The organism is Virgibacillus halodenitrificans JCM 12304, assembly GCF_001310895.1.
GTDB lineage: Bacteria > Bacillota > Bacilli > Bacillales > Amphibacillaceae > Virgibacillus_Q > Virgibacillus_Q halodenitrificans.
Window position 1 is genome coordinate 1 of sequence record NZ_BAZS01000027.1, and the last position, 13,268, is coordinate 13,268.

Consider the following 13,268-nt stretch of genomic DNA (forward strand, 5'->3'; position numbering starts at 1 on the left):
ACTTCTCCTCAAATATTTCATTGAGCTTTTCATCAATAAAGTTACGTCGCAGTTTCCTCCTACTATGAATGGACGAGGTAGCGTTTGAACCCTAACATATGCAATATAGAAATAAACAAGGTTTATTGACTTTCTTACAGGGAAATTTCATTTAATGGATTATATTACTTTAAAATTGTCACAAAATATTCTAAAATAGAAATTAGTTACCAAAATGTTTTAACTATTTATAATTAACCGTTTGTTGGAATCGGTTTCATAATTAAGGATGAGGTGATTAGATGGATGTGCAGAAAATACCGGCAAGAGAAGGAAATCATAATCTAAAAAACTATGAAAAAATGCGTGAACAATTTTCTTGGGAAGATATGAAAAAGAATTTCTCCTGGAATGAAACAGGAAAAGTAAACATGGCTTATGAAGCAATAGACCGCCATGCAGAGAATCCAGAGAAAAAGGATAAGACGGCATTGTTATATTCTTCTCCTGATCGAGAGGAAAAGCTTACTTTCTCAGATTTAAGTAAGCAAAGTAATCAGTTTGCAAATGTATTAAAAAAGTATGATGTAAAAAAAGGTGACAGAGTGTTTTTATTCATGCCAAGAAGCCCTGAATTTTACGCTGCTTTCTTTGGCATTTTAAAAACAGGTGCAATTGCAGGCCCATTATTTGAAGCATTTATGGAGCAAGCGGTACGCGATCGTTTGCAGGATAGTGAAGCAACTGTACTTATTACTACACCGGATCTATTATATCGAGTGCCACAAGAAGATCTCCCATCACTAGAAAAAATTATTCTAGTTGGTGAAAATAATGAAAGTGGCGAACAATACATTGATTACCATGAGGAAATGAAATCAGCATCCGAGGATTTTGCTATCGAATGGCTCGATTTGGAAGATGGAATGTTATTACACTACACGTCAGGATCTACTGGCAAACCAAAAGGTGTTTACCATGTTCATAATGCCATGATTCAGCATTACGCTACTGGTGAATGGGTGCTGGACTTGGAAGAGGATGATGTGTATTGGTGTACAGCAGATCCAGGCTGGGTAACAGGAACAAGTTACGGTATATTTGCTCCATGGCTGCATGGAGTCACAAATGTAGTGCGTGGTGGCAGATTTACACCAGATGACTGGTATGGCACAATTGAAAAATTTAAAGTGACAGTATGGTATACCGCACCAACCGCGTTAAGAAAGCTGGTAAGTGCTGGTGAGGAAGCTGTGAAGCGGCATGATCTTTCTTCTTTAAGACACATCATGAGTGTTGGGGAACCATTAAATCCAGAAGTCGTAACATGGGGATTAAAAGCATTTGATTTACGTATCCATGATACGTGGTGGATGACAGAGACGGGAGCTCAGCTTATCGTTAATATACCTTCCATGGAAATAAGACCTGGCTCAATGGGTAAACCTATTCCGGGTGTAGAAGCGTCCATTGTGGATAATGAAGGAAATGAACTGCCACCAAATCAAATGGGTAACTTGGCTATTAAAGAAGGATGGCCAGCATGATGCGTGCTGTTTGGAAGAGACCTGAAAAATTTGAGAGCTACTTTATTAATGGATGGTACGTATCCGGAGATAGTGCATATAAAGATGAAGATGGCTATTTCTGGTTCCAGGGACGTTTGGATGATGTTATCAATACATCTGGTGAGCGTGTTGGGCCATTTGAAGTAGAGAGTAAATTAATTGAACATCCTGCAGTGGCGGAAGCTGGGGTAATTGGTAAGCCACATCCGGAACGTGGCGAAATTATTAAGGCATTTATTACGCTAAATGATGGCTACGAGGAATCAGATGATCTGTTGGAAGAAATAAGACAATTTGTTAAAACAGGTTTAAGTGCACATGCCGCACCAAGGGAAATGGAAATAAGAGATTCCATTCCAAAAACCAGAAGTGGTAAGATTATGCGTCGTCTTCTGAAGTCTTGGGAACTCGGCTTACCAACAGGTGATACGTCAACATTAGAGGAGTAATAAGAATAAAAAGAATGAAAAAAACGTTGGTATTATACCAGCGTTTTTTTCTGTGTGATTTAGTGAAGTCTTAGTTAGTGCTAACATACGGGCACTGCTTTTATATAATGGAAAAAACTTTTCTCCTCCTAACCCAGAGTCACTAAGGTGAACATACTTCCCTCCTGCTGAGCGTAATAATTATTCTCGGCATCTATCCCTTGTTGTAACTTTTAAACGCTAAAGCATAGGGAGAAAAACAAGATTAATTAATTCTCTTTCTAGCGTTCCATTAATTGTTTTTCATCTCTAATCGTATTATTATAGAGTGTATTGGAGTAAGCTAATTGTATATTAATGTCTAACAAAGAAGAATTTTGTTTAATTATAAATGAGTGTCTAGAATATTTTTTATAAGGGAGTAAATAGTATGGAAATTGGGATAGATAAAATAGGATTTTATACACCACATCAATATGTTGATATGAATAATTTGGCTGTAGCAAGAAATGTCGAACCGGAAAAGTTTACGATTGGAATTGGACAAGAAGAGATGGCACTTGCACCCATCACGCAGGATTCTGTTACCTTAGCTGCAAATGCAGCACTACAAATTATTAGCGAAGAGGACAAAGAAGCAATAGATTTTGTTATTTTTGGTACAGAATCAGGTATTGACCATTCTAAATCAGGAGCAGTTTATGTACATAAATTGCTTGGTTTGAAGCCACAAGCACGTGCAATAGAAGTAAAGCAAGCGTGCTATGGCGCCACTGCTGCTATTCAAATGGCCAAAGGACATGTCGCTTTACATCCTGAAAGTAAGGTATTGGTATTAGGAGCTGATATCGCTCGCTATGGTTTAAACACTTCTGGAGAAGCGACACAGGGAGCGGGTGCTGTTGCCTTATTAATCGGTGCTAATCCTGGAATTCTTGCACTTGAAAATGAAGATGTTTATTTAACAAATGACATTATGGATTTTTGGAGACCTATATATTCGGAACAGGCCTTTGTAGATGGTAAGTTCTCTAATGAGCAATATATTCTATTTTTCCAAAAGGTATGGGAGCAGTATAAAGAGAAAACAGGACTTCAATTAGCTGATTTTGAGGCGATTTGTTATCACCTTCCATATACAAAAATGGGATTGAAAGCTTTACGCACGGTAATTGATGAGGCTGAAGAGCAAGACAAAGAGCGCTTATTGGAGAATTATAAAACAAGTACGCAATATAACCGCAGAGTTGGTAATATCTACACCGGTTCGCTCTATCTAAGTTTCTTATCACTTATTGAACAACAGGAGAGCTTAAAAGTAGGTTCTCGAATCGGTTTCTTTAGTTATGGTTCCGGGGCTGTAGGTGAGTTTTTTACAGGAGTTTTACAGCCGAATTACCAAGCTCACTTAAATACGGAGCAACATGCTAAATTGTTCTCATCCAGAGAAGAATTATCAGTAGAGCAGTATGAAGAGATTTTTTCCAATACACTACCAACTGATGGATCTACGATAGAGTTGGATGTAAAGCAGGACCCGGCACCTATCTGTTTAGCTGGAATCACTGACAATAAGCGACAATATATAAATAAATTAGACTAAATGTATGAAGGTTCTCCTGCAAATTTTGTGGGCGAAAACGTAGTCGGAGGAAAATGCGAACTAGTGTGGGAACAATCGGCAGGAGATCGAGGTAATCCGCCGGAGAGCAAACTAATCGGTAGTTTACAAGCCCTTCCAAGTTAGTTCGTAGTATATCTTCTACGAATCATTGAGTAACCCCAACATATATATTAGAACCAACATAAAAGCGCAAGCAACCATTACTGGTTACTTGCGCTTTTTTCTTTAAGCTGTGATATCTTCTGCTGGTCCGAATATTTCAAAATGAATATCCTGATCCTCTACCTGATACTTTTTCAAGTTCTGATAAGCTGCACGCATAAATCCTTTTGGTCCACAGAAGTAAAATGCTGCGTCGTTAGTTGGTAAAATTTCTTTTAGCCATTCCGCATCAATATATCCAACTTTATCACATGCATCACCTTCACATGGTTTATCATACACGATATAACTTTCTACATTGATATGTTGCTTACTAATTTCTGTTATTCTATCCTTCATTGCATGAACTTTACTTGATTGAGCTGCATGAATGAATACTACTTTTCTATCTGGTTGCTCTTTAATTACCGTTTCCAACATACTAACCATTGGAGTGAGACCTACGCCTCCGCTCATTAGTATTAATGGACGAGTATCATTCTTTTCCAAGTAGAAATCTCCAGATGGAGCACTAATTGGTAAAATAGAGCCTTCTTCTACTTGTTCATGTAAATAAGTAGATACAACACCTGCAGGCAAATCGCCAATAGAGTCCTCACGTTTTACGCTAATTCGATAATATCCTTCACCAGGTGCACATGATAAGCTGTATTGACGAAGATGATTATACTTTTCTCCCTCTATTTCTGCTTTTACTGTAATGTATTGTCCTGGTTGATAAATAGGAAATGGCATGCCATCTACTGGTTCCAAATAGAAAGATGTAATAACATCACTTTCTTTCACCTTTTTAATCACTTTAAAATCTCTAAAATCAACCCATCCGCCGGTCTTATTAAGTGTTTCCTCATACATTTCCTTCTCCACACTGATGAATATATCAGCGATTACACCATATGCTTTTTCCCATGCATTAATAATATCATCAGTAGCTGCGTCCCCCAACACATCTTTGATGGCTAATAATAAATGCTTTCCAACAATCGGATATTGCTCAGGCTTAATATTCAGGCTTCTGTGCTTATGCGCAATCTGCTTTACATGGGGTAGAATTACCTCTAAATGATCAATATTGGCAGCTGCTGCATAAACCGTATTTGCCAGCGCTTTTGGCTGATCGCCTTTTCGTTGGTTTGTCTGATTAAAAATATTCTTTAGTTCTGGATGATTCCCCAGCATTAATTCATAAAAACGTTTTGTAATTTCAGCACCGTGTTCTTGTAGAACCGGTACAGTAGCTTTAATAATATCCTTTGTTCCCTTATCTAATCCAACTGTTTGAGTAGTCATAACAAAGCACTCCCTTTGAAAATTAAAAGATGTATTTTGAATACATGTTTATTGTATAATGAAGTAAACACTATGACAACAGTGAAAACGTCAATTTATGTTACAATTATGTGAAGATAGTAACAAGGAGCAGATTATAATGAATTTAAAAAAATATACGGATTATGGATTGCGTGTCCTCATCTTTACAGGCATGAAGAAAGAAGGAGAGCTTGCTAGTATTAAAGAGATTTCTTCTGTTTACAATATTTCTACACATCATTTAGGAAAGATCGTACATCAATTAACCAAGCTAGAATTAGTAGAATCTATTCGTGGAAGAAATGGCGGTATTCGATTGGCTAAACCTGCAGATGAAATGAATGTTGGCAGGATTGTGCGAATGTTGGAGAGTGACTTTACTATTCTGGAATGTTTTGATAAAGAAACAAATCATTGTGTTATTTCTCCTGGCTGTACATTAAAGCATGCATTAAATAAAGCACTTCATGCCTTTTTAAAGGTGTTGGATGAATATACAATTGCAGATTTAATTCATAACGAGGAAGAGCTCCGTCAATTAATGGGATTGAAATAACTATGTTTTAAATTTGTGGGAGTGGGAAGATATAGTTATGTAATAACTCAACTAAAGGAGCGTATCGATAATGGGTAAAAAAATAGCAACTGTACTAACAGATATGTTTGAAGATGTTGAATATACAGATCCGGCAAAGGCATTTAAAGAAGCTGGCCATGAAGTTGTAACAATTGAGAAGGAAAAGGGAAAAGAAGTTACTGGTAAGAATAAAGAAGCAACGGTGAAAATTGATGCATCTATCGACGATGTAAAACCGTCTGAGTTCGACGCATTATTTATTCCGGGTGGTTTTTCACCAGATCAATTACGTGCAGATGAGCGCTTTGTTAAATTTGCTAAGCATTTCATGGACGAAAAGAAACCAGTCTTTGCAATCTGTCACGGCCCACAGTTATTAATAACAGCAAAAACACTGGAAGGAAGAAAAGCAACAGGATTTACTTCTATTCAAGTAGATATGGAATATGCAGGTGCTACTGTGGAAGACAAAGAAGTAGTTGTTTGCCAAGATCAGCTAGTAACCAGTCGTCAGCCGGATGATATTCCAGCCTTCAACCGTGAAGCATTAAATTTATTAAAATAAACTTAACCCCCTAAGTTTAGATAAACTCATAGATAAATAAGCCCCTCTGCAATGAGCAGAGGGGCTTATTAGCTTGTAGATCTGAATGTAAGTAATCTATTACATACACATTTTTGCGGATAAATTATCCTTATTAAATGGGAACTGTTATTCAAGTTTTGTGATAGTAAATTGATCATTTAATAATAACCAATTTTGTGGAAAGGCTAAACCAAGCTTCCAATATGCAATACCACGTAAGCCTAATTCTTTAATTAAATTAAATTTGGCTTGAATGGATCTTGCATCTTCAAACCATACCTCGTGTTGTTTTCCCGCTTCATCCCAATACGTAAAAAAGGGAGCCTTTGCTGTCGTATCATATTGAATTTCAGCTTGTTCTTTTCGCGCCAGAGTAATTGCCTGCTGGGGACTGAGCGCGCGGGCAGCAGGACCACCTTGTACAAACGGTAATGTCCAATCATACCCGTATAGATTTTGACCAAGCAAAATCTTTTCAGGAGGTATCTCTGTTATTGCATACTCTACTACTTTTCTAACCTCATTAATCGGTGAGACAGCCATAGGAGGCCCATAACTATATCCCCATTCATAGGTCATTAAAACAACCATGTCTACAATTTCGCCATGCGCAGCATAATCATGTGCCTGATACCACTGTCCGGTCTGCGTGGCACTTGTCTTAGGTGCTAGTGCAGTGGAAAGCATTAAGCCTTCTTGGGACAAACGTTCTTTTGCTTTCCGTAAAAACCGATTATATGCTTCCCGGTCTTCTGCCTTGAGAAATTCAAAATCAAAATGCACATCTTTAAAGCCAACTTCCTTAGCAACATTGATAATATTATCCAATAATGTATTTTGCACAGCTTGCACTGTCAAGATGATGTGGCCAAGCTCTGCACTGAAAGAACCCTCTTCTAAATTACTTACGACGAGCATTAGACTGGTATTATCCCCCTCAGCTATTTGCTTTAAATTACCTAACGGCGGGGGAGATAGTGTACCGTCTCTGTTTACATTATAGCTGAATATAGCAAGATAGGTTAGATAGGGTGATGTCTTTTCTGCTGCATTCTCTAATGTAGGGGACACAGAACCTCCGGAAGGCTCAATATACGCAACAGAGGTTATCTCTCTTTTTGGTTGTGGTGGAATATATAGACGAAAGCCCACAGGAAGAACGAAATTTGCAGGTAAATTATTTATTTGGATTAGTTCCTGTGGGGATATTCCAAATTGTTGTCCAATGCTGTACAAAGTATCTCCTTGTTTTACAAAGTAAAATTGACCAATGATCGGGATAACAAGTGCCTGACCTACCACCAGGTTGTTTGGTGCATCCAATTCATTGGCATTAATAATTTGTTGACTTGATGTATTATATAAATTAGCAATCCTGAACACTGTATCTCCCTGCCGGACGACATGAATTTGCAAGTAAGTCACCTTCCTTCTCCGTATGTGCTACTTACATACTATGAGAGGAAGGGTTTTTATATACCTGCATGATTAAAAGGAATCTATATTTGCCTTCATGACTGAGCTCATTAGATACAAAGCATAATTGTTATTATCTTTTTCCTCTGACGCCATACAATTTTTTGGAATATGCATATCAAATTGGTACATGTAGGCGTCTTTTGCTGTAAACAGGATACATATATCACCAGCTATACCTGCCATAATTAAATGTGTCTTGCCTAATTCATTTAGTAATGATTGAAGTGGTGTTTGGAAAAATGCAGAATGCTGTGGTTTAATAAGAAAGTAATCATGATCATCTGGTTTAAGCTCTTCAATGATTTCTTGACTTCGATCATTATGGCAATGGTCGATAATTTTTCGGAAGTCTGCTTGCCATAACCCATAGTGGTCGTTTACATAAATAATAGGTAAGTTATTTTCTCTCGCATAGTTTTTAAGCTTCTTTAAGTTGGGGAGAATTTCCTTTGTATGCGCATATAACTTCTCTCCACCTTCGAAGTCAAAATGATTTATAATATCAACAAATAAAACTGCAGTATTGTCATGGGTATTTTCCATTTTAATTCTCCTTTTTTGGACTAGACTAAGTAATAGCTTAGGCATTCCATATTCATTTATTTCCTTTCTGTAGTTTTTAAAACAAATTTTTTAAAGAAAGGAGAGGTTTTAAATTTTTGATGAAGAATTTATGTTACAAGCAATAGAAGAGGCTAAAAAGGCTCAAACAATAAATGAAGTTCCAATTGGTGCAGTTATCGTTTTTAAAAATGAAATCATTGCAACAGGACATAATGTGCGAGAGAGCTCTCAAACTACACTTTCCCATGCGGAGCTTATTGCAATTGAACAGGCAAACCAAATCATTGGCAGCTGGCGTTTGGAAGACTGTACTCTATATGTAACCTTGGAACCTTGTCCAATGTGTGCAGGGGCAATTGTTCAATCAAGAATAAAGCGGGTAGTATATGGTGCTGCAGATCCAAAGGCGGGATGTGCAGGTTCATTAATGAATTTGTTGCAAGATCCTCGCTTTAACCATCAAGTAGAATTGACAAGTGGAGTAATGGAAAAAGAGTGCAGTATGCTCTTGAAAGATTTTTTTAAGCAATTAAGAAACAGAAAAAAGTAGTGGATCAATTATTTTCCATTGCATTTCTCTCCATTAATAGTTATAATAATTAATGCCGTGCTAAGCGGGGAGGTAGCGGTGCCCTGTACTCGCAATCCGCTATAGCGAGGTCGAATTCCCATCCGAGGTGGAATGTCTTTATGGTCTGCCTTAAGGGAGTGGTGTTGACGCTTAGGTCCTGCGCAACAGAAACCCATGAATCCTGTCAGGTCCGGAAGGAAGCAGCAGTAAGTGGTCATTTCTGTGTGCCGCGGGATCGCCTAAGCCGAGCCATGAACTTAAGTAACGCATAGGGACTTTCCATCAACGATGGGTGCACGGTATACATAGAATGAAAATCTTCTGTCAGTGACAGGAGATTTTTTATTGTTTGTGGGAAATTGTTACTCTCTACCATTTTGCAGAGAACACCATCTATGAGGAAGAATTTCCTCCAATCCGGTTAATCTGATTTCAGGCGGAATAAAATTTCCCTTCTGACGATTAATCTTCCACACTGCTCTATATTTAGACAGCAATCTACTCCAAAGATAAACATCATTTTCCAGGTGGGTGCCATTTATACTATTTGCGTTCAACTTCATTCAGCAAAATCACTGTCTATTACTAGCTTTTTTTGACTTTTTTTGTAGAAAGCCTTGCTTTATTTTCGTAAAATGGCATAATTGCTCTCGTGTGTTTAAGTACTAATGTACTAGGAACAATAATGGATAAAAAATATGGAGGAAATGACGAAATGGTACAAAAAGATCCAGCCTTAAACAAACTAATAACTGATATCATTATGGTGAAACAGGAGATGATTATGTTAGGAATGCAATATGGTTTGAACGATGAACGAACCGTAGAGTGTAGTCAACAACTTGATGACCTGTTAAATAAACATTCGGAAATGACACAGCAAGAAGCCTGCTTCATGACAATGTAAGTCACCTCGTTTCAACATAAAAAGTCACCCTTCCTTAAGGAATAAATTCAATCACCTAAGGTTCACATTTACCCCTTAAATAGAGTATAATAAAAAGAGATTGTAGAGGGGAATCATATTATGAGCTATCAAGCTTTATACCGCGTTTGGCGTCCTAGGAAATTCCAGGATGTTGTTGGACAAACACATATTACCCGAACATTGCAGAACGCAATTATTCAGGAAAAATTTTCACATGCTTACTTATTCTCCGGTCCAAGAGGGACGGGGAAAACAAGTGCTGCAAAAATTTTTGCAAAGACGATTAATTGTGAACACGCGCCGGTAAAAGAACCATGCAATGAATGTGCCGCATGTCGTGGGATTCAGGATGGTTCTATTTCTGATGTAATCGAAATTGACGCAGCTTCCAATACCAGTGTTGATGATATTCGTGAAATTAGGGACAAGGTGAAATATGCATCAAGTGTTGTTCCGTACAAAGTATATATTATTGACGAAGTGCATATGATTTCTGTTAATGCATTTAATGCATTACTGAAAACCTTGGAAGAACCACCAAAGCATGTAGTATTTATTCTTGCTACAACGGAGCCGCACAAGATACCATTAACCATTCTTTCCAGATGCCAGCGTTTTGACTTTAAGCCGATTTCCAATCAGGCAATCGTCGAGCGCATGCAAACAATTATTGGCACAGAAAATATTTCTGTTTCCTCTGAAGCCTTAGAGACAGTAGCTTTGGCTGCTGAAGGTGGGATGAGAGATGCCTTAAGCATTCTAGATCAAGCCATCTCTTATAGTGAGGAATCGGTCGAATTGGAGGATGTGTTGGCTGTTACTGGTGGAGTTTCACAACAAATCCTTAATCGCATTGTAATGGCAATGTACGAAAGAAATGTAGAAGATGCATTACGGTTACTTGATGAACTGATTCAAAATGGCAAAGACCCGGGTCGGTTTGTTTATGACATGATTTACTTTATGCGTGATTTACTACTTTTCAAGAGTGCACCAGACCTTGAAGGCTACTTGAACGCGCCCGGGTGGAAGAGGAATTTACTCAGCTGGCTGACATGATTTCCATTGATTGGGTTCAACATGCTATTATGCAATTAAACCAGTGTCAACAGGAAATAAAATGGACCAACAGTCCGAAAGTATTTATAGAAATAACTATTTTAAGTCTTACAAATAGAGTTCAAAAAGAAGAAACACCTTCAGCGTCCGGTGACACAGAGATGGTCACAAAGCTTACTTCGAGATTAGCTACACTTGAGAAAGAATTGACCATGTTAAAGGAAAATCCGGTTGTTCAATCTCAGCCTGTACCACAGAGGGAAACAAGAAGAGCACCAGCGCGCTCTTCAAAAAATGGTTTTAAGATTCCATATGATCGCATACGGGATGCTTTAAAACAGGCTGGAAAACCAGCATTAAAAAGTGTGCAATCACACTGGGCTGATTTTCTAAGTAAATTAAAAACGACAAATGCACCTGCACATGCTACAATACAGGATAGTAAGCCAGCAGCAGCTTCGGATGAAATATTAATTGTCGCATTTAAATACGAAATTCATTGTTCATTATTTATGGATAACAGGGAGACTGTAGAATCTGTGTTGGAAGCAGTGATGGGTAAAAACTTAACGATTATACCTATTCCTGAAAAAGCTTGGACAGAACTAAGAGCTGAATATATTAATAAACAAGAAAAACCAGCAGATTCTGAACAGGAGCAAGCAGATCCATTAATTGAGGAAGCACGTAAGCTCGTTGGTGATGATTTGTTAGAAATACATGATTAATAAAAAATAAAAATGAGCTGAATATAAAGGAGGCGTTTTTCCATGAAAGGTATGGGAAATATGGGTAACATGATGAAGCAGATGCAAAAAATGCAAAAGAAAATGATGAAGGCACAGGATGAGCTTCACGAAATGACGTTTGAAGCATCTGCTGGGGGCGGAATGGTTACCGTAGTAGCAAATGGTAAAAAAGAAATTACTGATGTTCAGATTAAAGAAGAAGTAGTAGATCCTGATGATGTTGATATGCTACAAGACCTTATTCTTGCTGCAACCAATGATGTATTGAAGCAAATTGATGATAAAACAAATGATACAATGGGACAGTTTACAAAAGGAATGAACATGCCAGGAATGTTCTAAATTGCTTTAGCGACTTATAAATTCAAGTATTTGAAAGCTATAAGTCGCTATTGTCCAGGGCAGGGCAGTTTAGATCTGTCCTTTTTATAGGCGCTTGCGCTTTTGTTCTTGCTTAGGAAACTATAAATTTTAGGACCTGTGATTAATTAATATTACTGAATTAGCCATGTCCAGCTCCAGCACCTACCCCCTCGAGGTCTTAAGCAATAACTCTACATGGCAAAAAAGAGATATGCTCTTGCGCTACGCTCATCGCAAAGCTGCATGAGGCATATTCAAGCAGTACTTCAAGAAGTTATTGAAATTAGCTGCTTCGCCATTACGATTTCTTGCTTAAGCTTGTCAGGGGTGACCAAGGCGCTTGCGCTTTTGTTTTTAGGAGGCACACTTCATGTATTATCCAGAGCCAATTTCAAAATTAATTGACAGCTTTACAAAATTGCCAGGCATTGGGCCGAAAACCGCAGTCCGACTGGCATTTTTCGTTTTAAATATGAAGGATGATGATGTTCTTGACTTTGCGAATGCATTGGTGAACGCAAAGAGAGAGTTAACACATTGCTCCATTTGTGGTCATATTACGGATCAGGACCCTTGTTCTATCTGTCAGGATACGACGAGAGATCAGTCCATTATTTGTGTTGTGCAGGATCCAAAAGATGTTATCGCAATGGAAAAAATGAAAGAATACCACGGGAAATATCACGTGCTTCATGGCGCAATCTCTCCGATGGATGGTATCGGACCTGAAGATATTAACGTACCTGATTTAATAAATCGTCTGAAGGATGAAGAGGTAAAAGAGTTAATATTAGCGACAAACCCGAATATTGAAGGGGAAGCTACCGCAATGTATATATCCAGACTTGTTAGACCATCAGGTATTCGAACAACCCGAATTGCACACGGGTTACCAGTAGGCGGAGATCTTGAATATGCGGATGAAGTAACCCTTTCAAAAGCATTGGAAGGCAGAAGAGATGTATAGGATTAGGTGTGGTTTCTCATGGGGAAAAAAATAAAGAAGTATGATGTAGATAGGCAATTGCTTGACGCCTTTTATGAAATAGAGAATGAGTGGAAGCAGATAGAATCTTTCATGGGTAGAAGCTTCGAAGCAAATCAAGCAGGCAGGCAACAGGAAACATTAGCCCGAGCCAAATACTTATTTTTGCTAAGAGAAGCAAGGCATCGAAACGTCAGTGCGAAATGGTATAAATAAGTATACAAGAAAGGCAGGATAATTTTCCTGCCTTTCTTGTTGTCTAAATACCAAAAAGTAGCTTGAGTGATAGGAGACCCACTAAGTTTAAACAAAATTATCTCCTGCTGATTAATTAA

General features: G+C 38.0%; 11 protein-coding genes, 1 other RNA gene and 2 pseudogenes. 11 read left to right on the plus strand and 3 right to left on the minus strand.

Annotation, left to right across the window (positions count from 1 at the left end; all coding sequences use genetic code 11):
* The first annotated feature begins 281 nt into the window (after window positions 1-281).
* Together acsA and JCM12304_RS13595 are read left to right on the plus strand one after the other, a co-directional pair.
* Window positions 282-1,996: pseudogene (gene acsA / locus JCM12304_RS13590) on the plus strand (acetate--CoA ligase).
* Between the two features lie 409 nt (window positions 1,997-2,405).
* Entirely contained in the window at window positions 2,406-3,578 is a 1,173-nt protein-coding gene (locus JCM12304_RS13595) for a hydroxymethylglutaryl-CoA synthase (RefSeq protein WP_060680975.1), read from the plus strand.
* A gap of 246 nt (window positions 3,579-3,824) precedes the next feature.
* Here JCM12304_RS13595 and hmpA read toward each other — a convergent pair whose 3' ends face one another.
* A complete protein-coding gene (gene hmpA / locus JCM12304_RS13600; protein WP_060680977.1) occupies window positions 3,825-5,051 on the minus strand; it encodes an NO-inducible flavohemoprotein in 1,227 nt (408 codons plus the stop codon).
* A 139-nt stretch (window positions 5,052-5,190) separates the two neighbouring features.
* Here hmpA and JCM12304_RS13605 point away from each other — a divergent pair, with 139 nt between their 5' ends.
* On the plus strand, window positions 5,191-5,628 hold the full coding sequence (locus JCM12304_RS13605; RefSeq protein WP_060680979.1) for an Rrf2 family transcriptional regulator: 438 nt from the start codon (window positions 5,191-5,193) through the stop codon (window positions 5,626-5,628).
* A 70-nt stretch (window positions 5,629-5,698) separates the two neighbouring features.
* Window positions 5,699-6,214: a type 1 glutamine amidotransferase domain-containing protein gene (locus JCM12304_RS13610; RefSeq protein ID WP_060680981.1), complete on the plus strand. Its 516-nt coding sequence runs from the start codon at window positions 5,699-5,701 to the stop codon at window positions 6,212-6,214.
* A gap of 147 nt (window positions 6,215-6,361) precedes the next feature.
* Here the strand turns inward: JCM12304_RS13610 and JCM12304_RS13615 are convergent, their stop codons facing one another.
* Window positions 6,362-7,651, minus strand: a complete 1,290-nt coding sequence (locus JCM12304_RS13615; protein WP_060680984.1) for a LysM peptidoglycan-binding domain-containing protein — start codon at window positions 7,649-7,651, stop codon at window positions 6,362-6,364.
* Between the two features lie 72 nt (window positions 7,652-7,723).
* Entirely contained in the window at window positions 7,724-8,257 is a 534-nt protein-coding gene (locus JCM12304_RS13620; RefSeq protein ID WP_060680986.1) for a cysteine hydrolase family protein, read from the minus strand.
* 130 nt (window positions 8,258-8,387) lie between these two features.
* Between JCM12304_RS13620 and tadA the strand changes: the two genes are divergently transcribed.
* The 7 genes and pseudogenes from tadA to JCM12304_RS13655 all read left to right on the plus strand — a co-directional run bounded on the left by tadA (window position 8,388) and on the right by JCM12304_RS13655 (window position 13,149).
* Window positions 8,388-8,828, plus strand: coding sequence for a tRNA adenosine(34) deaminase TadA (tadA, locus tag JCM12304_RS13625; RefSeq protein WP_019378904.1), 441 nt, complete (start codon window positions 8,388-8,390; stop codon window positions 8,826-8,828).
* Window positions 8,829-8,883: 55 nt separating this feature from the next.
* An RNA gene (gene ffs / locus JCM12304_RS13630) (signal recognition particle sRNA large type) lies at window positions 8,884-9,149 on the plus strand.
* Window positions 9,150-9,534: 385 nt separating this feature from the next.
* The gene (locus tag JCM12304_RS13635) at window positions 9,535-9,756 is read left to right on the plus strand and encodes an aspartyl-phosphate phosphatase Spo0E family protein (protein WP_082388047.1); all 222 of its coding nucleotides are present in this window, start codon (window positions 9,535-9,537) and stop codon (window positions 9,754-9,756) included.
* A 120-nt stretch (window positions 9,757-9,876) separates the two neighbouring features.
* A pseudogene (dnaX, locus tag JCM12304_RS13640) lies at window positions 9,877-11,564 on the plus strand (DNA polymerase III subunit gamma/tau).
* A gap of 42 nt (window positions 11,565-11,606) precedes the next feature.
* Window positions 11,607-11,927, plus strand: a complete 321-nt coding sequence (locus JCM12304_RS13645; RefSeq protein WP_019378907.1) for a YbaB/EbfC family nucleoid-associated protein — start codon at window positions 11,607-11,609, stop codon at window positions 11,925-11,927.
* 391 nt (window positions 11,928-12,318) lie between these two features.
* Complete coding sequence (gene recR, locus JCM12304_RS13650; RefSeq protein WP_019378908.1) at window positions 12,319-12,915, plus strand: recombination mediator RecR; 597 nt, start codon at window positions 12,319-12,321, stop codon at window positions 12,913-12,915.
* An 18-nt stretch (window positions 12,916-12,933) separates the two neighbouring features.
* The gene (locus JCM12304_RS13655) at window positions 12,934-13,149 is read left to right on the plus strand and encodes a YaaL family protein (RefSeq protein ID WP_060680990.1); all 216 of its coding nucleotides are present in this window, start codon (window positions 12,934-12,936) and stop codon (window positions 13,147-13,149) included.
* The last annotated feature ends 119 nt before the right edge of the window (window positions 13,150-13,268 follow it).